Genomic DNA, 24,184 nt, shown 5'->3' with positions numbered 1-24,184 from the left:
TCCGCCCGGTTTCCCTGGCGGCGACGCCAACATTACACGGTCGAGGGGGTGCATCACCAAATCGTTTCCGTTCTGTACGGATACGGGCGATAGTGTCGTGCTTCGTGACCGTGATCGCCTTCTCCGAGGCCCGGCGCCGGGTGTCGGTGCCGCTGGCGGCGTGCCTGTTGTCGTTCGCGGTGTTCTGGGCGGCGCAGCGGGCCGCACACGTCTCGATGATCGACCTGATGGTCTACCGGGCGGAGGGAGCGACCGTCCGCGCGGGCGGCGATCTCTACGCGCTGCGCGCGACGGCGGCTCATCTCCCTTCCACCTATCCGCCGTTCGCGGCGTTGCTGTTCACACCGCTGACGCTGCTGGACGTGCCGAGCATGCGCGCGCTGGCGACGGCCGGGAATCTCGTCCTCCTGCTGGCCTTCGTCGGGCTGTCGCTGCGGCTCGTCGGGCACGCGCGCGTGGAGTGCGTCCTTTGGGTCGCGGCGGGCGCGGTGTGGTGCGAACCGGTGTGGACGACCGTGCGCTACGGGCAGATCAACCTGCTGCTGGCGGTGCTGGTCCTGTGGGATCTGTCACGCCGTCCCGCCGAACGGCCGGGCCGCTGGGCGGGGGTGGGTGTCGGGCTCGCCGCCGCGGTCAAGCTGACGCCGGCCCTGTTCGCGGTGTTCCTGCTCGCCACGGGGCTGGTGGCGCGTTGCGGCGGCCGGGACGCGGGGCCGTGGCTGCGGCCCGCGCGGAGGGCGGCCGGCGCCTTCGCGGGGGCGACCCTGGTGGCGGCGGCCGTCCTGCCGTACGACTCGTGGCGGTTCTGGACCGGGATGGTTTTCCGGACGGGGCGGGTGGGGCGGGCCGAGGAAACCGCGAATCAGGCTCTGCGCGGCGTTCTGGCGCGCTTGCTGCACAGCGCCGAGCCGGGAGCCCTCTGGGCGGCCGCGGCGGCTGTGACGGCCGTTGTGGGGCTTGCGGTGGCGGTGGGGGCGGAATTGCGCGGCGGGCGGGCCTGGGCGGTGGCCGTGTGCGCGGTGACCGCGCTGATGATCAGCCCCGTGTCGTGGTCGCACCACTGGGTGTGGTGCGTGCCCGTGGTGTTGCTGTTGTGGACGCGTGGGCACCGGGCGGTGGCCGCGGGGGCGACGCTGGTCTTCTGCTCGTATGCCCTGTGGTGGGTCCCGCACGGTCACGGGCGGCCCGAACTGCACCAGGATGCCGTCGACTTGGCGCTGTCAGCGCTCTACCCGGTCACCGGCGCGCTGTTCCTCGCCCTCGCGTGGCAACGTTGCCGCGGCCGCGGCCGGGCCCGGCTCAGGCCGTGACGAAAGAGTAGAACCTCTTGAGCGTGCAGTGCTCCTCGAGGAGACGGCCGTAGATCGGCTCGCCCTCCAGCTCACGGTAGGTCTCGATCGGGTCGCCTTTTATGATCAGCGCCCGCGCGCATTCCTCGCACCAGTACTGGTAGTCGGGGTTGATCGGCTCCATGTCGCGGACGATCGGGGTCCCGCTCCCGCACCAGTCGCACTTCCGCCTGTGTGCACCCATCGATCAGCTCCAGCTGTGGCCGCAGGCCGTGCACACGTAGGAGATCCCGCCGTTGTCGCCGAGTACTTGGGCCACATGGGCGGAACCGCAGGAAGGGCAGAGCAGCCGGGTGATCGTGTCCCGTATCAACGCCGCACCGAGGAGGTGGCCGCCCTCCTCAAGGATGCTCGCAGGCATCGCTACTCCTCCCGTCGGGCCGCGCCCCCTTCCGGCCGTTTGATTCTGCCACGGCCGGACCAATACGGTCAGCGACGCCTCAGTACCAGTCCGGACACGGCGCCTGCGACCGCCGTCGCAGCGAGCGTCCGTGCGCAGGCTGACAGCGCCTCCGCAGAGGTATACGCCCGTGGGGCCCCAAGTGACTCAAGCCCGTTCAAGAACAGTGTGCCGAACGCGGCGGCCCCGGTGAGCTGACCGAACCGGGTGACGGGCGCCAGAAGGCCGCTGGCGTCCGCCGCGTCCTCGGGGCGCCCGTGGCGAGCGCACCCGTGAGCGTGGGGCTGAAGGCGAGCGCGAGCCCCGTCCCGCTCCGGCGTACGCCAGAAAGAACCATGCGCCCCCGTCGCCGCCCCCGCGGAAAGTGATTCCGACGCCGACCGTGTCCAGTGCGGCAAGCGCGAACCCCGCCGGGGCCAGCGTGAGTGGCGCAGCGCCCTGGGTGCGATCAGCGGGGCGCCGCGCCGCGTTCCTGCGCACCAGGCGGGCGCGGGTGACACCGGCGGACAGACGGTGCAGATCGGTGTGCCGGACGTGTTGTGGACGTTGTTCACGGTGCCGAAGGAGGCCTGCCCGGTGGTGCACCTGGAGCGTGAACTGCCGAGGATGGTGGCGACGCCCGCGTTCCAGCCGTGGCAGACATGTGGGGGGGTGGTGGCCCGGCCGGGACTGTGGGTGAAGACGTTCCGTCATGAGGCGGTGGGTGGGGTGCGGATGACGTCGCAGTCGCTGTCGATCGACGGGATGCCGGAACCCTGGATCGTGGTCTGCACGCCCGAGGACGAACAGACGCGGGAGAGGGTCGCACGAGGCAGCCGCCGGGATCATCCGGAAGTGGAACAAAGAGAATCCCGCCCCCTGAAGAGGGCGGGATTCTCATCACCGATCTGTGGAGCTAAGGAGAATTGAACTCCTGACCTCCTGCATGCCATGCAGGCGCTCTACCAACTGAGCTATAGCCCCTTGCGTTCTTCCCGTCTTTCCGCTTGGCGGGGCGAACAAGAAGAACTTTAGCCTGCGACCTGCCGGAAAGTGAAATCCGGGCTCCGGGACGGGCCGGGCGACCGGAGGATCCTGGGCCGGCGGCCCCTGGGCTGTCAGTCGTCGTCGCCGAGGACGGGCTCGGGAAGGGTGCCCGCGTTGTGCTCCAGCAGCCGCCAGCCGCGGGCGCCTTCGCCCAGCACGGACCAGCAGCAGTTGGTGAGGCCGCCGAGGCTCTCCCAGTGCGGGGAGTCCAGGCCGAGGAGACGGCCGATGGTGGTGCGGATGGTGCCGCCGTGGCTGACGACCACGAGCGTGCCGTCCTCGGGCAGCTTCTCGGCGTGCCTGAGCACGACGGGGGCGGCCCGGTCGGCGACCTCGGTCTCCAGTTCGCCGCCGCCGCGGCGGACCGGCTCGCCGCGCTTCCAGGCGGCGTACTCGTCACCGTGGCGGGCGATGATCTCCTCGTGGGTGAGGCCCTGCCACACGCCCGCGTAGGTCTCGCGCAGCGCCTCGTCGCGGACCACGTCGAGGCCGGTGAGGTCGGCGAGCTGGGCGGCCGTCTCGTAGGCACGTTTCAAATCGGAGGAGATGATCGCGTCGGGGCCCAGGGAGGCGAGCAGGCGGGCCGCGCGCCGGGCCTGGCCGATGCCGGTCTCGGTGAGCTCGACGTCGGTGGAGCCCTGGAAGCGCCGCTCGACGTTCCAGGCGGTCTGGCCGTGCCGCCACAGGATGATGCGGCGGCCGCGGCCCTTGCGGTCGGTGACCTCGCCGGTGGCGCTCATCACCACTCCCCGGCCGGCTCGCCGGCGTCGTCGGCGGCCTGCAGCCTGGCGTGCTCGGCGGCCTTGCCGCGGGTCGCCTTGGCGTCGGCGGGCAGCTCGATCTCGGGGCAGTCCTTCCACAGCCGCTCCAGGGCGTAGAAGACGCGCTCCTCGCTGTGCTGGACGTGGACGACGATGTCGACGTAGTCGAGCAGGATCCAGCGGGACTCGCGGTCGCCCTCGCGGCGCACCGGCTTGGCGCCGAGTTCCTTCTGGAGGCGCTCCTCGATCTCGTCGACGATCGACTTGACCTGGCGGTCGTTGGGTGCGGAGGCCAGCAGGAAGGCGTCCGTGATCGACAGGACGTCGCTGACGTCGTAGGCGATGACGTCGTGGGCGAGCTTGTCGGCGGCCGCCTGGGCGGCGGTGGTGATGAGCTCGAGGGAACGGTCGGTGGCGGTCACTGCGTGGCTTTCCGTCGGCGGTCGTTTGACCACAAGGGTCTCACGGACCGCCGGGCGCACCCCACGTGATTACCGTGTCACGTGGGGTGCGGCGGCCGGCTGCCTCAGGAGGAGGACGGTTTGTAGTCCTGGCCGAGGACGACCGAGACGTCGGCGCCCGCGGCGACGGTGCCCTTGGCCACGTCCTTCGCGTCGAGGCCGAGGGTCTTGGCGACCTCGGTGGCGTTCTCCTTGTCGGCGGCGCCGGAGTACAGCACCTGGGAGGTCGCCCGGGTGCCGGAGGCCGTGCCGCCTTCCAGGAAGGTGTAGCCGCCGTTGACGAGGACCACGCGGGCCTTCTCGGTGTCGTCCTTGACGCCGGTGGCGTTCTGGACGGAGACGCGGACGGCCGAGCCCGCGCTGGGGCTCTTGGCGGTGCCGCCGAGGATGTCCTTGACGACGCTGGAGCTGGTCTGGGCGCTGAGGGTGCCGTCGTTCCGGACGGGGAGCAGGGCGGTCTTGTAGTCGCCGCCCTTGGCGAGGTCGGCGAGTTTGGCGAGGAAGGTGCCGAGGTCCTTGTCGGTCAGCGAGGGGTCCAGGATCTGCGCCAGGGTCTGCACGGTGACCGTGGCGGCCGCCGGGTCGGAGGACAGCTTGCGCAGGACGCCCTGCATGACCTGCCCGAACCGTTCCAGCTGGGCGTTCTGAGCCTCGCCGGAGGCGCGGTAGGTGGCGTAGGCGACGGCTGCCTTGCCGCCGAGGGTCTGGTCCTTGCCTTTTTTGACGAGGGGTTCCTCGCCCTTCTTCTTGGCGTCCGGGTCGGGGACGTCGGTGTTGGTGTCGATGTCGATGTTGCCGACGAGTTCGACGAGGTTCTGCAGGTAGGGCGTGTCCAGGCGCCAGGTGCCCTCGATGTTCGTGCCGAGGACGGTGTCGAGCTGGTCACGGGTGCCGGAGGAGCCGTCGTCGTCGACGGACTTGGCGAGGGTGGTGGTGGTGCCGTCGTCGGAGGTCAGCGCGAGGGAGTTGGGCAGCAGGACGGTGCTGCCCTGCTTGGTGGTGGTGTTGTCAACGAGCAGCGCGGTCGAGGTGCCGCCGCCACCGGTGTTGTGCAGGTGGACGACGACCACGTCGCGTTTCTGTGCGGCCGTGGAGGTCGTCGTACCGCCCTTGGCGGCGGAGGAGGACAGGCCGGGGAGTTTTCCGGCGTACCAGAGGTAGCCGACGCCGCCGGCGGCGACCAGGGCGAGGACGACGACCAGGGCGATCGTCCGGCTGCGGGCGCGCCGCTTGGCCTCCTCGCGGCGCTCGGTGCGGTTCTCCGTGAAGTTCAGCCAGTCGATGACGTCCTCGGAGTCGCCGTCGGGCTCCTCGACGAACGCGAACTGTTCGGTGCGGTAGTCCCGCTCGCCCTGCCGGGGCTCGGCGGGTTCCTCGGCCGGTCCGGCCTGCTGCGGGATGTGCGCGGTCTGCTCGGCGACGCGCGGCTGCCGGCCGCTGGTGGCCGTCTGCCCGTAGGGGTGGTAGCCGGTCGGGCCGGCGGCGTCGTACGGGCCGTATCCGGGCGTAGGCGGCTGCTGCCCGGTGTCGTGGACGGGAGCCTGCTGCCCGGTGTCGTACGGCGGCGTCTGCTGCCCGGTGTCGTACGGGGAGGCGGGGTGCCGGCCGGCGTCGGGGTACGGGTCGTAGCCGTAGCCCTGCCCGGCGTACGGGTCGTAGGTCTGCTGTTGCTGTTGTTGCGCCGGGATCGGGCGGTACACCGGCTGCCCGTACTCGTCGTAGCCGACGAGTTCGTACTGGTCGCTTCCGTAGCCCGCGTCGTATCGGTCGTTCACCGGTGCCCCTCTCGGCTCACTCGCCGCGGTACAGCTCGCGCTTGTCGATGTAGCGCACGACTCCGTCGGGCACCATGTACCAGATGGGGTCGCCCTTGGCGACTCTCGCACGGCAGTCTGTGGAGGAGATGGCGAGCGCGGGAACCTCCACCAGCGACACACCTCCCTCGGGAAGCCCGTGGTCGGTCAGGTGGTGGCCCGGCCGGGTGCAGCCGATGAAGTGCGCGAGGGAGAAGAGTTCCTCCGAGTCCCGCCAGGTGAGGATCTGGCCGAGGGCGTCGGCACCGGTGATGAAGAAGAGGTCGGTGTCGGGGTTGAGGGCGCGCAGGTCGCGCAGGGTGTCGACGGTGTAGGTGGGGCCGCCGCGGTCGATGTCGATGCGGCTGACGGAGAACTGGGGGTTCTCGGCGGTGGCGATGACCGTCATCAGGTAGCGGTCCTCGGCGGGCGAGACCGCGCGATGCGTCTTCTGCCACGGCTGTCCGGTGGGGACGAACACCACCTCGTCCAGGTGGAACTGCGCGGCGACCTCGCTGGCCGCCACGAGGTGCCCGTGGTGGATCGGGTCGAACGTTCCGCCCATGACGCCGAGGCGGCGCTTGCCGGTGTCCGCCAGGCCCGCCGGTGCGTACCGGAGGGGGGGCACCGTGTCGTCGGCGTGCTCGGTCACGTCGTTCGCCGGACCGGTAGGCATGTCCTGCTCTCCCATGCGTGCAGACCCTACCGGCCCGGCCCGTGGGCCCCGTCCCGAGGACGGGTGCCGGGTGCGACGGGCCCGCTCAGCGGTCGCGGTTGAAGCGGGTGGTGATCCACAGCAGGAGCAGCAGGATGATGAACGCGCTGCCACCGGTGACGAGCGGGTTGAGGCTCTCGTGGTTGCCGCCTCCCTCGCCCTCGGCGGCAACGGTGACCAACTGGGCAGCGGCGCTGTGGAGATTCATCATCTGCGGCAGGACCTATCGCGTGTGGGCGGGATAAAGATGTCGGCCCATCGTATGCGGGCGGTGTCGCGGCGATCACGCCGACTCCTCCGTTGGGCCGACCTGTGCGTCCCCGCGCGCGGGGAACGATTCCGGCGGCTCAGTCGTCCTTCTGTCTGTACCCGCGCAACAGGAACCAGGCGGTCAGCGCGCAGCCGACGAACATGACGACGAGGACGACCCGGAGCAGATCGCCCGAGCCCTGGTGCTGGGCGGCGCTCGCGGCCTGGGTGAGCCAGGCGGCCGGGGGGTGGTGCTCCATGAGGACTCCTTCGGCTGTGCTGCCCGTCCACGGTAGCGCCGCCTAGGCTGGGCCCTGCTTCGGGGGCACACGGGACACACTCACGCGCATGGGGGATGACATGTCCGATGACGGCCACGAGCACCACGGGCAGGGGCACGAGCGGGTGCCGAGCAGGCAGCGCAGACGGTTCGCCGGGATCTCCTCGCGCGCGTACGAGCATCCGGCCGATCGTTCGGCCCTGGTGGCGCTGCGCAAGCTGAGCGGTTTCGACACGGTCTTCAAGGCGCTCAGCGGGCTGCTTCCGGAGCGGAGCCTGCGGCTGCTGTTCCTGTCCGACTCGGTGCGGGTCTCCGACCAGCAGTTCGCCCACCTGAACGACATGCTGCGGGACGCGTGCCACATCCTGGACCTGGAGAAGGTCCCGCCGATGTACGTCACGCAGGATCCGCAGCCGAACGCGATGTGCATCGGCCTGGACGAACCGATCATCGTGGTGACCACGGGGCTCGTCGAACTCCTCGACGAGGAGGAGATGCGGGCCGTCGTCGGCCACGAGGTGGGGCACGCCCTGTCCGGGCACTCCGTGTACCGGACGGTCCTGCTGTTCCTGACCAGCCTCGCGGTGAAGGTCGCCTGGATCCCGCTGGGCAATCTCGCGATCCTGGCGATCGTGACGGCGCTGCGGGAGTGGTTCCGCAAGTCGGAGCTGTCCGCGGACCGCGCGGGCCTGCTGGTCGGGCAGGACCTGCGGGCCTCGATGCGGGGCCTGATGAAGATCGCGGGCGGCAACCACCTGCACGAGATGAACGTGGACGCGTTCCTGCAGCAGGCCGAGGAGTACGAGGCGGGCGGTGACCTGCGCGACTCGGTGCTGAAGATCCTCAATGTGCTGCCGCGCTCCCACCCCTTCACCACGGTCCGTGCGGCCGAGCTGCAGAAGTGGGCCGGGTCCCGGGACTACCAGCGGATCATGGACGGTCACTATCCGCGGCGCGCCGAGGACAAGGACACCTCGGTCGGCGACTCGTTCAAGGAGTCCGCGGCGAGCTACGCGAATGACGTGAAGGCGTCCAAGGACCCGCTGATGAAGCTGGTCTCGGACATCGCGGGCGGGGCGGGCGGCCTCGGCGGCCGGGTCAGGCGGGGCTTCGACGGTTTCACGAGCGCGCCCCCGCCGAAGGACGCACCGCCGAAGGACGCACCGCCGCAGGACGAGGAGTAGCGGGTCGCGGGTTCGGCTCGGTCAGGCTCTCCCGGAGTGTCCTAGACCTTCGGTTCCGCCGCGGCGGACAGCGTCCCGCACAGGGCTGTCGCGCTGTCCGTGGCGAACGGGTTGGTGCCTGCCGGGCCGCCCGCCCGGGCCGTCTCGCCGGCCAGGAGGGGACGCAGGTGGTCGGTGGCGTCCTCGGCGCAGGACAGGGGGCCCGCCTGGACGTAGGAGACGACCAGCTGGGTCTGGTGCAGGCGCAGGTCGTCGCGGTCGAAGCGGAAGGTCAGCTCGCGGCGGACGGTGAACAGGGAGACCGGGGAGCCCGCCGGGGCGCCGGTGGGGCGCAGCGCGTAGACGAGGGTGTGGTCCGCGGTGACCTCGAGGGTGGCCGAGTCGGCCTCGGTGGCCGACAGGTTGCCCTGGACCCGGATCCTCGGGTCGGCGAGTTCGGCGCGGGTGGGGTCGAAGCGGATCAGCCATCCGGTGGGGGCGTGCCGCCCGTCCGCGGCGGGGTGGTCGAAGCTCTGGTCGAACTGGTCGAGCTGGCCGGGGTCGAGCAGTGCCCGTGCGGGCCGTACCTGGCTGCTGTCGAGGACCTCGGGGTAGAGCGAGGAGCGGACGAGGTAGTCCTTGACCGTGGTCAGGGCGGTGACGACCTGGCTGTCGGAGAAGTGCGCGGTGCTGCGGGCGGCCGGCAGCGGTATCCCTTCGGCGCCGATCTCGTACTGTGCGGCGGGGCTGTGTGCGAACAGGGACTCGGCGTCGGCGGCGCCGGGCACCTTGCCCTGCGGGGAGAGCGGGATGAAAGTCATCCGCAGCGGTTCGGCGGGCTGCTGGGCCTCCTGGGTGCCGTAGGGGTGGCGGACACCCATGTAGATCGCGGTGCCGAAGGCGACGAGGATCATCACGAAGAGGATCACGGCCTGCCGGGTGAGGCCCCGGCGCAGCGGGGGGCGGCGGCGTACGGCGGGCGCGTGGTCGGCCATGCGTTCGCGTGCGGAGGACTCCTGGAGGCGGGCAGCGCGGACGAACGACTCGTCGAAGACGACGGATCGGTACTCGTCCTCTCCACCCACGGGGCCGCCCTCGGGTGTCCCCTCCGGTGGGTCTCCTGGCCCGCCCATACTTTCAGAGTAGGTCCCGGGAGCCTCAGGTAAACGCGCCGCTGCACGACAAGTTCTGACAGGTTCTCACCAGGAAGGACAAACCCCGTCAGGGGGTGCGCGGGACCGCGGAGACCGCCTGCTGTGCGGGCGGCGAGTAGTCGGCGGACATCGAGGGGGCCGCCGCGGTGCCCTGTTCCAGACCGGTGGAGGAGGGTCTGGGCAGCTGGTCGCGGTTGCCGCCCGAGGAGGCGCTGCGGTAGACCGCAGCGAAGGCGAGCGCGACCATGCCTATGCCCATGACGAGGGCGAGCAGCCAGGCGACGGGGCGGTGCCAGCGGACGTGTTTGCCGTACGTCCCGGTGGCCCCGTACCGGTCCTCGCGCACGCCGGTATCGTCCGGGTCGTCGAGATCGCCGCCGGAGCCGAAGCCGGGTCCGTCGGGTCCGTAGCCGTCGTCGTAGCGCTCGCCTCTGCCGTGGGCGCGGCGGGCCTCGGCCTCGGAGGCCTCGGCTCTGGCCTGGGCGGCGGCAAGGAGGCGTTCGACCGCGGTCGGCTCGTGGATCACGGCCGCCTTCACGAAGGCCTCGTCGAAGACCACGGTGTCGAATTCCTCGTCCGACATTCCGTGGTCATGGTCGTCGTCGGGATCCCAGCCGTCAGAGAACGGCGTGCCCCCCACGTCCTCCGGCACGGATCCAGAGTAGACCTGGGGGGTCAATTTGGGCAGACGGTATGGAAATTCATAGACCCTGTGAGACGCCTCTCACCCCGGCGTCCCACGCCCCGCCAGGGCGCCGCACGCCCTGCCGCGCGCCGGTGCGCCGTACGACGCCCTGTTGGGCCGTACGGGTGCCGGCGGCGGCTGCGGTACCGCTCACCGCTACCGCTTACCGCTGTCAGCGGCGGATGTGGCCGTCGCCGGTGACGATGTACTTGGTGCTGGTCAGCTCAGGCAGCCCCATGGGGCCGCGGGCGTGCAGCTTCTGGGTGGAGATGCCGATCTCGGCGCCGAAGCCGAACTGGCCGCCGTCGGTGAACCGGGTGGAGGCGTTCACGGCGACGGTGGTGGAGTCGACCAGCTGGGTGAAGCGGCGGGCGGCCTGCTGCGAGGTGGTGACGATGGCCTCGGTGTGCCCGGAGGTCCACAGCCGGATGTGCTCGACGGCCTTGTCGAGGGAGTCGACGACGGCGGCGGCGATGTCGTAGGACAGGTACTCGGTCTCCCAGTCCTCCGGGACGGCCTCGACGACGGTCGCCTTGGAGTCCTTGGCGTAGGCCAGGACGCGTTCGTCGGCGTGGACGGTGACACCGGCCTCGGCGAGGGCGTCCAGGGCGCGCGGCAGGAACTCGGGGGCGATGTCCTGGTGGACGAGGAGGGTCTCGGCGGCGTTGCAGACGCTGACCCGCTGCGCCTTGGAGTTGATCAGGATGTCGATGGCCATGTCGATGTCGGCGTGGGCGTCGACGTAGACGTGGCAGTTGCCGGTGCCGGTCTCGATGACGGGGACCTTGGACTCCATGACGACGGTCTGGATGAGGGAGGCCCCGCCGCGCGGGATGAGGACGTCGACGAGGCCGCGGGCCCGCATCAGCTCGTGGACGGACTCGCGGCTCTCGCCGGGCACCAGCTGGACGGCGTCGGCGGGCAGCCCGGCGCCGCCGACGGCGTCCCGCAGGACCCTCACCAGTGCCGTGTTGGACTCGAGGGCGGAGGCGGAGCCGCGCAGCAGGACGGCGTTGCCGGACTTCAGGCAGAGGGCGGCGGCGTCGACCGTGACGTTCGGACGGGCCTCGTAGATGATGCCGACGACACCGAGGGGAACGCGGACCTGACGCAGGTCGATGCCGTTGGGGAGGGTGGAGCCGCGGACGACCTCGCCGACCGGGTCGGGCAGCTTCGCCACGTCACGGACGTCGGAGGCGATGGCGCGGACCCGCTCGGGGGTGAGCGTGAGACGGTCGACGACGGCTTCGCTGGTGCCGTTCTCGCGGGCCTTGGCGACGTCCTTGGCGTTGGCCTCGACGACTTCGCTCGTACGAACCTCCAGGGCGTCCGCGATGGCGAGCAGCGCGTCGTCCTTCACCGCACGCGGCAGCGGGGCGAGGTCGGCGGCTGCTGCCTTGGCGCGGTAGGCGGCCTGGGTGACCGGGGACATGGCGTCGTACGGCGAGAGCGTGGTCATGAGGGAAGGGTAGTGCGCCCCGGCCGGCCGTTCACGCGTCATCCCACCTCGCGAGACGTGGTCCTTGACGGGTGATACCGGCCGGGGGCGGGGGCGTCAGAACGGGTGGATACCGACCGGTGTCGCCGGGGGCGGGCCGTAGCCCTCGGCGATGCGCTGGTGGTAGGTGGCCCGGTCGATGACCTCCAGGCCGACGATCTCCCAGGCGGGCAGTCCGGCGGTCTGCCGGTGTTCGCCCCACAGGCGCAGCGCGACGGCGGCGGCGTCGTGGAGGTCCCGGGCCTCTTCCCAGTAGCGGATCTCGGCGTGGTCGCAGGCGTAGCGGCTGGTGAGCAGGAACGGGTGGTCGTGGGCCAGTTGTTCGAGTCCGCGGCGCAGTTCCGGCAGGGGGACCTCGGCACCGCGGACGCCGAGGGTGACGTGCCACAGCCGCGGCAGGTCCTTCGGCTCCTCGTAGGTGTCCCCGGCCGCGACGCTCGTCAGAGCTCCGCGGGAGGCCGCAGCCCCAGGGCGCACTCGTCTCACGACGGCCTCCTTCAGCTGTCCTCGTGCGGAACGTGGTCCTGAGACAAAGTTGAGCAGGCCGCAAGGGTTCGTGTGGCGGTTTTACGGAACGTCCCCCACCGGGGGCCGTCGTCGTGCCCGCTTTTACGGGTGCAGGATCACCAGGTCGTCCCTGTGTACGACCTCCCGTTCGTACGCCGGGCCGAGTTCGCGTGCCAGTTCCCTGGTCGATCGCCCGATCAGCTGGGGGATCTCCTTGGCGTCGAAGCTGACGAGCCCGCGTGCCACCGGCCGCCCGGCGGTGTCGCGCAGTTCCACCGGGTCACCGGCGCTGAAGTCGCCTTCGACGGCGGCGATCCCCGCGGGCAGCAGGGACTTGCGGCCCTGGACGACCGCGCGTACGGCGCCGTCGTCGAGGGTGAGCGAGCCCTGTGGGGTGGAGGCGTGCTGAAGCCACAGGAGGCGGTCTGCGGACCGTTTGCCCGCGGGGTGGAAGTAGGTGCCGGTGTCGCCGCCGAGGAGCGCCTCGGCGGCGTGCACGGCGCTGGTGAGGACGACGGGGATGCCGGCGGCCGCGGCGATCCGGGCGGCTTCGACCTTGGTGACCATGCCGCCGGTGCCGACACCGGCCTTCCCGGCGCTGCCGATCTCGACGCCGACGAGGTCCTGCGGCCCCTTCACCTCCGCTATCCGCGAGGTGCCGGGCCGGCTGGGGTCGCCGTCGTAGACGCCGTCGACGTCGGAGAGAAGGACCAGGAGGTCCGCGTGGACGAGGTGGGCGACGAGGGCGGCGAGGCGGTCGTTGTCGCCGAAGCGGATCTCGTCGGTGGCGACGGTGTCGTTCTCGTTGACGATCGGGAAGGCGCCCATCGCGAGCAGCTTGTCCAGGGTGCGCGAGGCGTTGCGGTGGTGGGCGCGCCGGCTCATGTCGTCGGAGGTGAGCAGCACTTGGCCGACCCGCACGCCGTAGCGGGCGAAGGAGGCGGTGTAGCGGGCGACGAGCAGGCCCTGGCCGACGCTGGCGGCCGCCTGCTGGCGGGCCAGGTCCCGGGGGCGGCGGCGCAGACCCAGCGGGGCGAGACCGGCGGCGATCGCGCCGGAGGAGACGAGGACGATCTCCCGTTCCCCGCCGCCGCGGCTCTTGGCGAGGACGTCGACGAGTGCGTCGACGCGGTCGGCGTCCAGGCCTCCGGAGGCGGTGGTGAGCGAGGAGGACCCCACCTTGACGACGATCCTGCGGGCCTCGCCCACGGCCTGCCTTGCCCTTGCCACGTCCCGTCCCCACTTCCTCGCGTGTGGCAGCAATCTACGCGAAGCGGTTGTGCGCGGACGCTTCGGTCCAGCCTCCGGACAGTGACACGGACAGCGGCACGAACAAGCCTGTGGTAACCGGTCGATCACGTTCCGCTCATGGCAAAAAGGTTGCCCTGACTCCTTATGGAAATCGAAGAGAACGCAAAGTTAATTTGAAGTTTGTGTCATCTAAAGTTCGAAGCGTGAAGCGCATCCTGCTCAGGTCGGGCAAGAACCCCTACGACGTCGTCACCCTTGAGGAGGCCCTGCACCGGGACGTCATCGCCACCAACTCGGGCAACCTGATCTTCAGCGACGCCGCGCACAAGATCCTCACGGCGCCGGACACCGATGTCGTCTCGAACGGCATACCCTCCGACGTCTCCGCAGCCGGACGCATCAACGACGAGTACGACGCGTTCGTCATCCCGCTCGCCAACGCCTTCCGGCCGTCCTTCGAGGGCTCGTTGAAGCGGATGACCCGGCTGATCTCGAAGTTGCGCATACCGGTCGTCGTCCTCGGAGTGGGAGCCCAGACCGGAGTCAGCTACAACCCGGAACGGCTCAGGCGCATGGAGCCGACCGTGCGGGAGTTCTGTTCCGCGGTGCTGGAGCGCAGCGCGTCGATCGGTGTGCGCGGCGAGTTCACCGAGCAGTACCTGAAGAACATGGGCTTCAAGGATGTCGAGGTGATCGGCTGCCCCTCGATGTTCATGTACGGCGATCGGCTGTCCGTGCACAAGACGGCACCGGAGTTGACGCCCCGGTCCCGGATCGCGCTCAACGGTTCGCACAGTGCCGTACGCACGCAGGGCCTGGACCGGATCATCACGCGCACTCACGAGCGCTACCCGAATCTGTGCTTCATCGGCCAGAACCTCAGTGACGCCCGCCAGTTGCACTGGCGGGACCTGTCGGACCCGAACGCCGCGGTGACCGCGATGCCGACCCACCCGGACCATCCGATGTACCGCGAGGACAAGGTCCGGGTCTACGTCGATCCGGTCACCTGGATCAACGATCTGCGTTCCTTCGACTTCTCCTTCGGTTCGCGCATCCACGGCAACATCGCGGCGCTGCTCGCGGGCACGCCGGCCACCGTGCTGTGCGGTGACTCGCGGACGCTGGAGTTGTGCCGGTACTTCGAAATTCCGCACCGGCGGCTGGACCAGGCGGTCAAGGACCCGGCCTCGGCGGACCCGGCGAAGCTGTACGCGCAGGCCGACTTCGGCGGCCTGCTCGGCGGCCACCTGGAGCGTTTCGACCGGTTCACCGGGTTCCTGGACCGGAACGGGCTGCAGAACACGTTCACGCACGGCGACGGCGGGGCGGCCTTCGAGGAGCGGATGGGCGCGCTGACGTTCCCCGCGGGTGTGCGCCCCTGGAACGACGCGGACCCGGCCTCGCTGACCTCGCGGTTCGGCTGGCTGCACACCCGGATCGACGAACTGTCGCTGGACAACGCCCGCCTGCAGAGGGAACTGGCGCGTTCCGGGGCCAGGATCAAGTCCGTCGGCGCGCAGCCGGCGTCGGTCTACCGGCGGGCCCGGCGGGCCGTGGGCCGGCCGATCCGCAAGGCGTTGGGGACGGGCCTGTAGGGCGGCGGGTGCCTTTGGGGCGGCTGATATGGACGCCTGGTTGCCGGTCAGGCCGCGGCGGCCTTGACTCCCCGTGCGGGCAGCGAGCGCCGGACCTTGCGCATGGCACGCCGCAGGAAGGTGTTGGCGGCGTCCTCGCGGTAGCCCTCGACGGAGCGGGCCTCCCGGGGTTCGGCGAGGTAGATCCAGTCGGGGACACCGGCCGACTTCGAGCGGAAGTACGGGTAGGCCAGGTAGACGGCGGTGCCGCGCTTCTCCAGGACGGCATCGGCCTGCTTCTTGGCGCGGACGAACTCGATGACGTCGAGGAGGAGGTCGGGGCGCCGTTCGGCGACCAGGTGAAGTCTCAGCCGTTCGTGCACTCTGAGCCGGCGGGCGACTTCCGGGTTCCAGTGGGCGTCCATCAGCGGCCCGGCCAACTCCATCTTGTGCCTGCGCACCTCGTCGTCGTCCTTGAGGAACTTGGGGCCGAACTGCGGGAGCAGGGTGACCAGGAACGGCCGGACCATGAGAGTGTCGCGACGCGGTCCTGCCGGAACCATGTCGGCGATCAGTTTCATCAGGGCGCGGGCGGAGTCGAAGCGCAGGGTGTAGCTGCCGCTCTTGGTGACGTGTTTTCCGTCGTCGCGGCCGACCAGGTAGTAGCAAGGGTAGTCGGCAACGACGGAGACGCCGTCGGCGCGGAGATAGGCCTCCATGGTGAACAGCGCGTCCTCGCCGGTCCACAGGGACTCGTCGAAACGCATGCCGTGCCGTTCCAGGAGCGCGCGGCGGAAGAGTTTCTGGGCGCTGAGCGTGAACTTGATGTTGGAGGAGAAGACGTCGGTACGGTCGAGGGTCTTGCCCCACATCGACGCGGGAGGTTTGCGGTTGATTCCCTCGACCTTGCCGAGGACGACGTCGGTGCCGTTCTTGTCCGCCATGGCGACCATGCGCTCCAGGGCCTCGTCGCCGAGGCGGTCGTCGGCGTCCAGGAAGAACACGTAGCGGCCGGTGGCCCTGGTGAGGCCGACGTTGCGGGGGCCGCTGGGGCCGCCGGAGTTCTCCTGGCGGATCACGGTCACGGGCATCGCGGCGCGGGCCGCGAACTCCTCCAGGCACTCCCCCGTGCCGTCGGCCGATCCGTCGTCGACGGCGATGACCTCCATGCGTGCCGGGTCGAGGGTCTGGCGCTCCACGGAGGCCAGGCATTCGACGAGGTACGGCATCGCCTCGTACGCCCCGATGATGACGGTCACATCAGGCTGCGCAACGACGGTCACGTTTCTCCCTAGTCAATGGTGCGTTCCCCCAGTGTCGGCTCAGTCGCAACGTTCTAGATGGCTGATCGACGCGACTGGTTGCCCAGGAACACCCTTTCGGTGACCCAGCTCACATGACAGGGATGCGGCCGGACGGTGTACGGCGGGTTACGTCGGACAGTACGGATGTGCAGTAAGAGCCACTCAGCGAATACCGCGAACCGCCGGTAAGAAGACGCGCCCACAATCACTAAGCAACGGTAAGAAGACGATTTCGAGGGACGCCGAACGGGCTCGGTCCCGGAGAGGAGTCCCCGGGACCGAGCCCGTTCGGTGTGTGGCGCGCGGGTGAGTGTGTCAGCCGGCGGTGGTGGTGCCTTCCGCTTCGCTGGCGGCCTTCAGCGTGTCTCCCGGCAGCGCCTCGGCGATGTCGGCCGCTTCCGCGTCACCGGCCGCGATGCGGGCCTGCTGGCCCAGGTTGCGGGCCTCGGCCTTGCGGGCGAGGGCGGCCACCGCGTCGTTGAACTGCTGGATGGAGGTCGGCTCGTCCGGGCCCAGCAGGTAGCGCTTGAGTTCTTCGCGGTCCGCGGCCAGCGGATCGGCGGACGGATCGCGGACGGCGTCCAGCAGGGCGCCGAGTTCCTTGGCGCTGTTGGAGAGGATCACGGCGGCCCGCACCGCGGTGTTGGCCTGCTTGAACTCCTCCACTCCGACGCCGGCGGAGTCGGTGACGGCGTACGGCTTGCCGCTCGCGATGAAGTCGGAGACCACGCTGGAGATGTCGGAGACCATGGCGTCGGAGACGTTGAAGCAGTCGTACAGGCGCGGTTCGGCGCCCGTGATGACCCGGTGCTGGTGCGTGGGGAAGGAACGCCACAGAGCGTCGTTCCACTCGGCGCGCAGCCGGGCGACTTCTTCGTGCTTCTTCAGGTCGACGACGTCGTCCCGGCTGGCCTCGGCCTCGTCGCGCTTCTCGTCGCCGGTGCCGGTCAGCTCGACCAGGCGGGCCTCGATACGGGTGAGCTCGGCCTGGGCTGCCGCCTGGGCGGCCGTGTCGGCGGTGAAGCGGGGGTCGGTGGCGCGCTGGGCGGCGGCCTTCTCGATGAGGGCGGTGACCCGCCGGTGGGCGGCGCCCGCCTCGGGACTGACCGTGCCGGTGAAGGGGTGCGGCTTGTACAGGACACGGACCGGCGGGTCCGCCTTGACCAGCTTCTTCACGATGTTCTCGCCGGCGAGCACGAGGGAGGTGTTGCCGGGGTTGCCGTCCCAGCCTTCCCAGGTGGGCGCGTAGAGAACGGTGGGGATCCGGCCGTCGGGTACGCCCTGCCAGTGCTGGATGGGGGCCAGCTGGGGGCGGCCGACCTCGACGATGTCTTCGTCGCGGACCCCGACGTCGGCGAGGGCGTAGCGGTCGCGGCCCGCACGGCCGGCGGTCCACACCTCGTCGTACACCTTGCTGAACGGGTTGACGCTGGCCAGCTTGTCGCTGTCGCCGTGGCCGATGAAGACGTGCTTCATCGTGGGGACGCGCAGCAGGTGGATGTTCTTGCCGACGTTGGCCGCGTAGAGGGCGACGCGGACCGTGGCGAGGTCCATGTTCATCAGGTGCACGCCGCCGGGCACGCAGATGACGGGGACCGTGGTCGGGGCGAGGCTCTGCAGGATGACGCGTTCGCGCAGCAGGATCAGCGGGCGTGAGTCCAGCTGCTCCATGGTCTCCAGCCACATGTTGACCTGGTAGGCGGAGTCCTTGGAGCCGGAGAAGTACAGGACGGTCTCGGGCTTGTACTCGCCGAGCCAGTCGTCGACGGCGGCCAGGACGGTGTCGGCGTCCGGCGGGGTCTTGCGGCCGCGTACGTAGGGCATCAGCACCAGCACGTACAGCGAGCCGAGGCCGAGGGTGAGGCCGATGCCGGTGATGCCGGCGACGGCGCTGGTGGTGACTCCCGAGATCAGCAGGCCGACGACGGCCGCGAGGTCGAGATGGAGCATCTTCTCGGCGGAGCGGTCCAGCAGGCCCTGCGGCGGGGCGTCCGGGATGCGGATGCGGGACTTGAGGTCGACGTTGCGGGTGGCGACCGGCATCCGGCGGCGGTTGCGGATCAGCTGGACCAGTGCGCCGTGCGGGGCCTGCAGGCCGTAGAAGGCGATGAAGCAGGCGATGGCGCCGTAGAAGATCAGACCGTTGTGGAGGTCCATGCGGGCCAGCAGCAGGATCAGCAGCAGCTGCCGGATCAGGAAGCGGATCGACAGGCCGGCCCGGACCTTGCTCAGACGGCTGATGAGGTAGCTGCCCTTGCGGTGCAGGTAGTGGTCCGCCAGGTACGTGACGGCGGCCGCGGCCGCGAAGGCGTAAACGCTCGGGACGAGCGCGGCGATCATGAGCACCGGGAAGCCCAGCATCATGAGTGCCGCCGCGGCCAGCTCGGCCGCGCTGCCCACCCGGGCGACGCGAATAGCGGTGGATATCACGGAGAACCTTTTGCTGACAAAAAGGCCTGTATTTGACCTTGCGGACGATCTGGTGTGGTAGTCGATCTGAGGTTTTTACGGTTCAGGCCCCTGTGAATGCTCAAGGAACACGCAACCACAGAGGCCTGAATTACAGATAACTATTGGAAGTTGATTATGCCACGCCGTCCTGCCGGTCCAGGACACTGGCCAGGGCCTGTTCGAAGCCGGAGGCCTGGCCGGCGGCGGCCGTCGGGTCCTGCTGGCGGACGTCGATGACGTGGCCGGTGAGTTCGGAGAGCAGCACGTCGAGGGAGGTGCGGGCGACGGCTTCGGAGGAGAGCAGGGAGCCTGCCGGTTCCTGGCCGAAGGCCTTGGTGCGCATGGGGGTGGCGGTGCGCTCGGGGTTGATGCAGTTGACCCGGATGGAGTCGCCGGCCCACTCGTCGGACAGCGCCTGGGTGAGGTTCACCATGGCGGCCTTGGTCGAGGAGTACAGGCTGTACTCGGCGCGGCCGCGGGTGTAGCTGCTGGAGGTGTAGAGGAGCAGCTGACCGTTGGTCTCGGCGAGGTACTTGTAGCTGGAGCGGGCGATCTGTACCGGGGCCAGGTAGTTGACCTTCAGGGCCTCTTCGATGGTGGCGTTGTCGGTCTCGGCGAGCTTGCCGATGCGCAGGACGCCCGCGGTGTTGACGACGTAGTCGATGCGGCCGGTCTCGGCGTAGGCCTTGGACAGGGCGTCGTCGACCTCTTCCGGGTTCTCCACGTGGGTGCCGGTGGTGGAGCGGCCCAGGGCGTAGACGGTGGCGCCGTAGGACTCGGCCAGTTCGGCGATGTCCTTGCCGATGCCGTACGAACCGCCGAAGATCACCGCGGTCTTGCCGGTGAGCAGTTCGCGGTAGGCGTCCTCGCCGTTCTGCTCGGGGGCGGCGGTGGAGGCGAGCTGGAAGAGCTTGTCGGCGATGAAGACGTCGACCGGCTGAGTGACCTTCATGTTGTACTCGTCGCCGGCGACGACGTGGATCGGCACGTCCGGAAGGTACTTCAGCACGACGGAGCAGTCGTCGGTGGCCTGGAAGTTGGGGTCGCCGGCGGCGACCTCGTAGGCCCGCTTGATCGTGGACAGCTTGAACGCCTGCGGGGTCTGGCCGCGGCGCAGCCGGGAGCGGTCCGGGATCTCGGTGATGAACTCGCCGTCCTCGCCGTGCGTGCGCGTGACGATGATGGTGTCGGCGGAGGGGATGGCGACGTCGACGGCCTGGTAGCGGTCCAGCGCGGCCACGCAGTCGTCGATGACGCGCTGCGACAGCAGGGGGCGTACGGCGTCGTGGAAGAGGACGTTGAGGTCCTCTCCGGCGGCCAGTCCCTCACCGAGGGCCTCGATGGCGCGCTCGGTGGTCTCGTTCCGCGTGTTGCCGCCCTCGATGACCTTCTTGACCTTGGTGAAGCCGGCCTTCGCCACGATCTTCTCGATGTCCGCGACGTAGCCCGGGGCCATCAGCACGATGATGTCGTCGATCGAGTCGGCCTTCTCGAAGGTGGCCAGGGTGTGCTCGATGACTGCCTTGCCGGCGATCTTCAGCAGCTGCTTGGGGATCGACAGACCCACCCGCTGGCCGGTGCCACCGGCCAGGATCACTGCGGTGGTTCGGGGCTTGGCTATGCGCTGGGACACAGGTGACCTACCTCGGGGCATCAGGGAACCTGGAAATGGTCCCACTTCCGGTAACCGCTGTGCAAGGTGAGCGCCGTCCACCGCATATGTACCCGCAACCTTTCATTCATCTTGCACCGCTGGTGACGGGTGCCGCTCGTCGGCCGTCCGGGGAAGTTCCGTGAATTCGCTGTGAGTAACTGCACAGTGCATTCCGATTGCGCTGCGTGACCCGACACGCCTCAGCGATGCTAAGCCGTGACATCCGGATGGCTTAGCAGAGCTAAGCCATCCGGCCCGCCCGGCTCACCGTCGTCGCAATCTCTTGAGGCATCGATGACCCAGTACCCGTACGAGTTCCCTCGATGACGTCTGGTGCACGGTCCTGGTCTTTGGCGTCGGCCGCCTGGGCGGTGCGGGCTTCTCCGGTCGCCGGTGCCGGCTGTTCGGGTACGACGGAGAGCAGGGCGAGGTCGCCGACGACGCGGACGCCCAGGGCGTCGATGCGTGCCGCCATCTCGGCGGCGATGCGGGCGGCGGCCTCGACGGCCCAGCCGGGGGTGCGGATCTTCACGTCACCGGCTGTGGGACTGCACGTGTTCTTCATATGCATGACCGCGCCGTTGCGGATGAGCTTTGAATAGAGCTCGTCGGGCAGGCCATTGCCGCGGAATTCCACGTTGAGCTTTCGCAGCATTTCGGTCTCGGCGAGGGTGAAGGAGCGGTTCGCCGCGTCCGGAACGTGCTGGAGGAGTTCTCCGGGGAGGCCGAGCAGGGCTTCGAAGGTCCGCAGCAGGCCGTCGCGGTCGCTGTCGTCGACCACGACGACGGTGATCATCCGGTTGGGGCCGACGGCGCGGCTCCAGCGTCCGACGAGCCGGTCGTGCCGGTGCTGGTGCCAGAAGCTGGGGCTGGGCTTCTCGTAGGGGCCTTGCGGAGCATGTGGTCCAGCCAGTCCTCGTCGCCCGTGCGTGGTCGTCGAAGGTGACCACCCAGGGGGCGTTCGCGCGCAACGCGGCGAGGTCGGGGGCGGTGCGGGTGCGGCTCGTCGGGGAGATCCGGCCGCCGGCGCGGAAGCGGTACCAGTAGGTGCGGCCGGGGCGCAGTCCTCGTACGTCCACGTGGACGCTGTGCCCGTAGGCGGTGCGGGCGTGCGCGGTGCCTCGGCGAACGACCTTGTGGAGGCGTTCGTCCTCGGCGATCTCCCATGCGACGGGCACGGTCTCGTCGGGCATGCCGCCGCCGTTCAGGGGGCGGGGCGAGGCGGGTCCAGAGCACGATGCCGTCGGGGAGGGGGTCGCCGGATGCGACGCCGAGGCCGAACACGTTTCGGGGAGGGGGGTTTCGGCGGCGTGGGCGGCGGTGGGCAGCCAGAGCCGGGTGGATGCGGTGGTCGTGAGGTCGGCGGCACCGGCGGTCAGAAAGCGGCGTCGGTCGGGCGGGCGGCGTCGGTCGGGCGATGGTCCTCCGGTCATGCGCGGACTCCCTTGCCACGGTGGCCTTTGGGGCGGTCTGACCTTGGGAAGCTCCCCTGGCGCGTGGGTCCGACCACTGAACCCGCCGAACGTGCGCATGACAATCAGAGGCTGACGGAAAGCCCGTTGCGGCGGGGAAGCAGATCCTGGCCGCAACGGGCGTGGTCGGGTGCGTCGGCGGACCGGCCGCTCCCGGAAGTCCGGGAGGGAGCCGGCGGCGCGGCTACTCGAAGGGGTCGAAGTCGCCGTACTCGCGCAGGGACTCGTCCCGTTCGGCCTGCCGGTCGCGGCGGCGCTGGACGGCCGGGCGCTGTTCCTCGAAGCGGTGGTCCTCGCCGCGCCGGCCGAGCATCTCGGCTCCGGACATCATGCTCGGCTCCCAGTCGAAGACGACGGCGTTGTCCTCGGGGCCGATGGCGACGCCGTCGCCGGCCCGGGCGCCGGCCTTCATCAACTGCTCCTCGACGCCGAGGCGGTTGAGACGGTCGGCGAGGTAGCCGACGGCTTCGTCGTTGTTGAAGTCGGTCTGGCGGACCCAGCGTTCGGGCTTCTCGCCGCGGACCCGGAAGAGGCCGTCGTCCTCCTTGACGACGGTGAAACCGGCGTCGTCGACGGCCTTGGGCCGGATGACGATGCGGGTCGCCTCCTCCTTCGGCTTGGCGGCGCGCGCCGCGCCGACCAGCTCGCCGAGGGCGAACGTCAGCTCGCGCAGGCCTGTGTGGGCGACCGCCGACACCTCGAAGACGCGGTAGCCGCGGGCCTCCAGGTCGGGCCGGACCATCTCGGCGAGGTCCTTGCCGTCGGGGACGTCGATCTTGTTGAGGACGACGATCCGGGGGCGGTCGCCGAGCCCGCCGTACTGCTTGAGCTCCTCCTCGATGACGTCGAGGTCGGAGACGGGGTCACGCTCGGACTCCAGGGTGGCGGTGTCCAGGACGTGCACGAGGACGCTGCACCGTTCGACGTGGCGCAGGAACTCGAGGCCGAGGCCCTTGCCCTGGCTGGCGCCGGGGATGAGGCCGGGGACGTCGGCGATGGTGTAGACGGTGGAACCGGCGGTGACCACACCGAGGTTGGGGACCAGGGTGGTGAACGGGTAGTCGGCGATCTTCGGCTTGGCCGCGGACAGCACGGAGATCAGGGAGGACTTGCCGGCGCTCGGGTAGCCGACCAGGGCCACGTCGGCGACGGTCTTCAGTTCCAGGACGACGTCCCCGAAGTCACCGGGCTCGCCGAGCAGGGCGAAGCCGGGGGCCTTGCGGCGGGCGCTGGCGAGGGCCGCGTTGCCGAGGCCGCCGCGGCCGCCCTGGGCGGCGACGTAGGAGGTGCCGTGGCCGACGAGGTCGGCGAGGACGTTGCCCGCCTTGTCCAGTACCACCGTGCCGTCGGGCACCGGCAGGACCAGGTCCTGGCCGTCCTTGCCGGCGCGGTTGCCGCCTTCGCCGGGCTTGCCGTTGGTGGCCTTGCGGTGCGGGGAGTGGTGGTAGTCGAGGAGGGTCGTCACGGACTGGTCGACGGTCAGGATGACGTCGCCGCCGCGGCCGCCGTTGCCGCCGTCGGGGCCGCCGAGCGGCTTGAACTTCTCCCGGTGCACGGAGGCGCAGCCGTGGCCTCCGTTACCCGCGGCGATGTGCAGCTCGACGCGGTCCACGAAGGTGGTCATGGTGCAGTGCCTCCAGATACTTGCGGGGTAATACCTATGTCAACACGCGAAAGGCGGACCCGCCTTCCCGATCGGGAAGTGAGGTCCGCCTCGCGAAACGTTCGGTCTGGGCCCTGAAGAATCAGGCTCAGGCGACCGGGACGATGTTCACGACCTTGCGGCCACGGTGGGTACCGAACTCCACCGCGCCGGCGTTCAGCGCGAACAGCGTGTCGTCGCCGCCACGGCCGACGCCCGCACCCGGGTGGAAGTGGGTGCCACGCTGGCGGACCAGGATCTCGCCCGCGTTGACGACCTGACCGCCGAAGCGCTTCACGCCGAGGCGCTGAGCGTTGGAGTCACGACCGTTACGGGTGGACGATGCGCCCTTCTTGTGTGCCATCTCTCCTCAGTCCCTTACTTCGCAGCCGCGGGGATCTCAGTGACCTTGATCGCCGTGTACTGCTGGCGGTGGCCCTGACGACGGCGGTAGCCGGTCTTGTTCTTGTAGCGCAGAATGTCGATCTTCTGGCCCTTGTGGTGGTCCACGACCTCGGCCTGGACCTTGATGCCGGCCAGCACCCACGGGTCGCTGGTCACAGCGTCGCCGTCGACAACGAGCAGGGTCGAGAGCTCGACCGTGTCGCCAACCTTGGCGGTGGAAATCTTGTCAACCTCAACGATGTCGCCGACAGCAACCTTGTGCTGGCGACCACCGCTGCGCACGATGGCGTACACGCGGATCTCACTCTCTCGCTCGGGAACGGCACCCCCGAAGTCCAGCCGCCCGGCATACGGGCGGCCTCTTCGGAACACCCTGTGCTCCGAAGG

Annotated in this window: 25 protein-coding genes, 1 tRNA gene and 2 pseudogenes; 5 read left to right on the top strand and 23 right to left on the bottom strand. The window is 69.8% G+C overall.

Going from position 1 to position 24,184, the window contains the following annotated elements:
* The first annotated feature begins 104 nt into the window (after positions 1 to 104).
* On the top strand, positions 105 to 1,310 hold the full coding sequence (locus tag AB0G52_RS23775) for a glycosyltransferase 87 family protein (RefSeq protein WP_361338372.1): 1,206 nt from the start codon (positions 105 to 107) through the stop codon (positions 1,308 to 1,310).
* Here the strand turns inward: AB0G52_RS23775 and AB0G52_RS23770 are convergent.
* The 3 genes and pseudogenes from AB0G52_RS23770 to AB0G52_RS23760 form a co-directional block, all read right to left on the bottom strand.
* Positions 1,300 to 1,533, bottom strand: a complete 234-nt coding sequence (locus AB0G52_RS23770; protein WP_006136074.1) for a hypothetical protein — start codon at positions 1,531 to 1,533, stop codon at positions 1,300 to 1,302. The genes AB0G52_RS23775 and AB0G52_RS23770 overlap by 11 nt on opposite strands.
* Before the next feature lie 3 nt (positions 1,534 to 1,536).
* Complete coding sequence (locus AB0G52_RS23765) at positions 1,537 to 1,710, bottom strand: hypothetical protein (RefSeq protein WP_107408581.1); 174 nt, start codon at positions 1,708 to 1,710, stop codon at positions 1,537 to 1,539.
* A gap of 68 nt (positions 1,711 to 1,778) precedes the next feature.
* Positions 1,779 to 2,169 (bottom strand): annotated as a pseudogene (locus AB0G52_RS23760) (MFS transporter); the annotation flags it as partial.
* Between the two features lie 93 nt (positions 2,170 to 2,262).
* On the opposite strand from AB0G52_RS23760, the gene AB0G52_RS23755 reads away from it, so the two are divergent.
* Positions 2,263 to 2,658: a hypothetical protein gene (locus AB0G52_RS23755; protein ID WP_361338370.1), complete on the top strand. Its 396-nt coding sequence runs from the start codon at positions 2,263 to 2,265 to the stop codon at positions 2,656 to 2,658.
* Here the strand turns inward: AB0G52_RS23755 and AB0G52_RS23750 are convergent.
* The 7 genes from AB0G52_RS23750 to AB0G52_RS23720 form a co-directional block, all read right to left on the bottom strand.
* A tRNA-Ala gene (locus AB0G52_RS23750) sits at positions 2,640 to 2,712 on the bottom strand. The genes AB0G52_RS23755 and AB0G52_RS23750 overlap by 19 nt on opposite strands.
* 134 nt (positions 2,713 to 2,846) lie before the next feature.
* The gene (locus tag AB0G52_RS23745; RefSeq protein ID WP_132886796.1) at positions 2,847 to 3,515 is read right to left on the bottom strand and encodes a histidine phosphatase family protein; all 669 of its coding nucleotides are present in this window, start codon (positions 3,513 to 3,515) and stop codon (positions 2,847 to 2,849) included.
* Positions 3,515 to 3,958 (bottom strand): ribosome silencing factor, encoded by a 444-nt coding sequence (gene rsfS, locus AB0G52_RS23740; RefSeq protein ID WP_132886797.1) that lies wholly within the window; start codon positions 3,956 to 3,958, stop codon positions 3,515 to 3,517. Before rsfS ends, AB0G52_RS23745 begins: the two co-directional genes overlap by 1 nt.
* A gap of 104 nt (positions 3,959 to 4,062) precedes the next feature.
* On the bottom strand, positions 4,063 to 5,772 hold the full coding sequence (locus AB0G52_RS23735; RefSeq protein ID WP_361338368.1) for a LytR C-terminal domain-containing protein: 1,710 nt from the start codon (positions 5,770 to 5,772) through the stop codon (positions 4,063 to 4,065).
* Positions 5,773 to 5,788: 16 nt separating this feature from the next.
* Entirely contained in the window at positions 5,789 to 6,481 is a 693-nt protein-coding gene (gene nadD / locus AB0G52_RS23730; protein WP_361338366.1) for a nicotinate-nucleotide adenylyltransferase, read from the bottom strand.
* A 70-nt stretch (positions 6,482 to 6,551) separates the two neighbouring features.
* Positions 6,552 to 6,716 (bottom strand): hypothetical protein, encoded by a 165-nt coding sequence (locus AB0G52_RS23725; RefSeq protein ID WP_165939217.1) that lies wholly within the window; start codon positions 6,714 to 6,716, stop codon positions 6,552 to 6,554.
* A 136-nt stretch (positions 6,717 to 6,852) separates the two neighbouring features.
* On the bottom strand, positions 6,853 to 7,014 hold the full coding sequence (locus AB0G52_RS23720; protein WP_165939241.1) for a hypothetical protein: 162 nt from the start codon (positions 7,012 to 7,014) through the stop codon (positions 6,853 to 6,855).
* A gap of 100 nt (positions 7,015 to 7,114) precedes the next feature.
* Here AB0G52_RS23720 and AB0G52_RS23715 point away from each other — a divergent pair, with 100 nt between their 5' ends.
* Complete coding sequence (locus AB0G52_RS23715; protein WP_132887054.1) at positions 7,115 to 8,218, top strand: M48 family metallopeptidase; 1,104 nt, start codon at positions 7,115 to 7,117, stop codon at positions 8,216 to 8,218.
* Positions 8,219 to 8,259: 41 nt separating this feature from the next.
* On the opposite strand, the gene AB0G52_RS23710 is transcribed toward AB0G52_RS23715, so the two are convergent.
* The 5 genes from AB0G52_RS23710 to proB all read right to left on the bottom strand — a co-directional run bounded on the left by AB0G52_RS23710 (position 8,260) and on the right by proB (position 13,250).
* Complete coding sequence (locus AB0G52_RS23710) at positions 8,260 to 9,330, bottom strand: hypothetical protein (RefSeq protein ID WP_132886800.1); 1,071 nt, start codon at positions 9,328 to 9,330, stop codon at positions 8,260 to 8,262.
* A gap of 88 nt (positions 9,331 to 9,418) precedes the next feature.
* A complete protein-coding gene (locus AB0G52_RS23705) occupies positions 9,419 to 10,003 on the bottom strand; it encodes a hypothetical protein (RefSeq protein WP_132886801.1) in 585 nt (194 codons plus the stop codon).
* 205 nt (positions 10,004 to 10,208) lie between these two features.
* Positions 10,209 to 11,495, bottom strand: coding sequence for a glutamate-5-semialdehyde dehydrogenase (locus AB0G52_RS23700; RefSeq protein WP_132886802.1), 1,287 nt, complete (start codon positions 11,493 to 11,495; stop codon positions 10,209 to 10,211).
* 96 nt (positions 11,496 to 11,591) lie between these two features.
* Positions 11,592 to 12,020, bottom strand: coding sequence for a hypothetical protein (locus tag AB0G52_RS23695; RefSeq protein ID WP_132886803.1), 429 nt, complete (start codon positions 12,018 to 12,020; stop codon positions 11,592 to 11,594).
* A gap of 123 nt (positions 12,021 to 12,143) precedes the next feature.
* Complete coding sequence (gene proB / locus AB0G52_RS23690) at positions 12,144 to 13,250, bottom strand: glutamate 5-kinase (protein WP_132887055.1); 1,107 nt, start codon at positions 13,248 to 13,250, stop codon at positions 12,144 to 12,146.
* Between the two features lie 245 nt (positions 13,251 to 13,495).
* On the opposite strand from proB, the gene AB0G52_RS23685 reads away from it, so the two are divergent.
* Positions 13,496 to 14,890, top strand: a complete 1,395-nt coding sequence (locus tag AB0G52_RS23685) for a polysaccharide pyruvyl transferase family protein (protein WP_361338363.1) — start codon at positions 13,496 to 13,498, stop codon at positions 14,888 to 14,890.
* 47 nt (positions 14,891 to 14,937) lie between these two features.
* Here AB0G52_RS23685 and AB0G52_RS23680 read toward each other — a convergent pair whose 3' ends face one another.
* The 4 genes from AB0G52_RS23680 to AB0G52_RS23665 form a co-directional block, all read right to left on the bottom strand.
* Entirely contained in the window at positions 14,938 to 16,098 is a 1,161-nt protein-coding gene (locus tag AB0G52_RS23680; RefSeq protein ID WP_132887056.1) for a glycosyltransferase family 2 protein, read from the bottom strand.
* Positions 16,099 to 16,488: 390 nt separating this feature from the next.
* Entirely contained in the window at positions 16,489 to 18,603 is a 2,115-nt protein-coding gene (locus AB0G52_RS23675; protein WP_361338361.1) for a hypothetical protein, read from the bottom strand.
* Between the two features lie 154 nt (positions 18,604 to 18,757).
* A complete protein-coding gene (locus AB0G52_RS23670; protein ID WP_132886805.1) occupies positions 18,758 to 20,257 on the bottom strand; it encodes a bifunctional cytidylyltransferase/SDR family oxidoreductase in 1,500 nt (499 codons plus the stop codon).
* A 262-nt stretch (positions 20,258 to 20,519) separates the two neighbouring features.
* On the bottom strand, positions 20,520 to 21,074 hold the full coding sequence (locus AB0G52_RS23665; protein WP_361338647.1) for a hypothetical protein: 555 nt from the start codon (positions 21,072 to 21,074) through the stop codon (positions 20,520 to 20,522).
* A 104-nt stretch (positions 21,075 to 21,178) separates the two neighbouring features.
* Between AB0G52_RS23665 and AB0G52_RS23660 the strand changes: the two genes are divergently transcribed.
* Entirely contained in the window at positions 21,179 to 21,325 is a 147-nt protein-coding gene (locus AB0G52_RS23660) for a hypothetical protein (RefSeq protein ID WP_361338644.1), read from the top strand.
* Here the strand turns inward: AB0G52_RS23660 and AB0G52_RS23655 are convergent.
* The 4 genes and pseudogenes from AB0G52_RS23655 to rplU form a co-directional block, all read right to left on the bottom strand.
* Positions 21,262 to 21,711: pseudogene (locus AB0G52_RS23655) on the bottom strand (PhoD-like phosphatase N-terminal domain-containing protein); the annotation flags it as partial. The gene AB0G52_RS23660 and the pseudogene AB0G52_RS23655 overlap by 64 nt on opposite strands.
* Before the next feature lie 223 nt (positions 21,712 to 21,934).
* On the bottom strand, positions 21,935 to 23,374 hold the full coding sequence (gene obgE / locus AB0G52_RS23650) for a GTPase ObgE (protein WP_132886806.1): 1,440 nt from the start codon (positions 23,372 to 23,374) through the stop codon (positions 21,935 to 21,937).
* A 127-nt stretch (positions 23,375 to 23,501) separates the two neighbouring features.
* A complete protein-coding gene (gene rpmA / locus AB0G52_RS23645) occupies positions 23,502 to 23,756 on the bottom strand; it encodes a 50S ribosomal protein L27 (RefSeq protein WP_007381992.1) in 255 nt (84 codons plus the stop codon).
* A 14-nt stretch (positions 23,757 to 23,770) separates the two neighbouring features.
* Positions 23,771 to 24,091, bottom strand: coding sequence for a 50S ribosomal protein L21 (gene rplU / locus AB0G52_RS23640; RefSeq protein WP_004931419.1), 321 nt, complete (start codon positions 24,089 to 24,091; stop codon positions 23,771 to 23,773).
* Positions 24,092 to 24,184 lie beyond the last annotated feature (93 nt).

Origin of the sequence: Streptomyces sp. NPDC021562 (assembly GCF_040640875.1) — a bacterium.
Lineage (GTDB): Bacteria > Actinomycetota > Actinomycetes > Streptomycetales > Streptomycetaceae > Streptomyces.
Note: the sequence above shows the minus strand (reverse complement) of the source record. Positions and strands in the feature narration are given on the sequence as shown.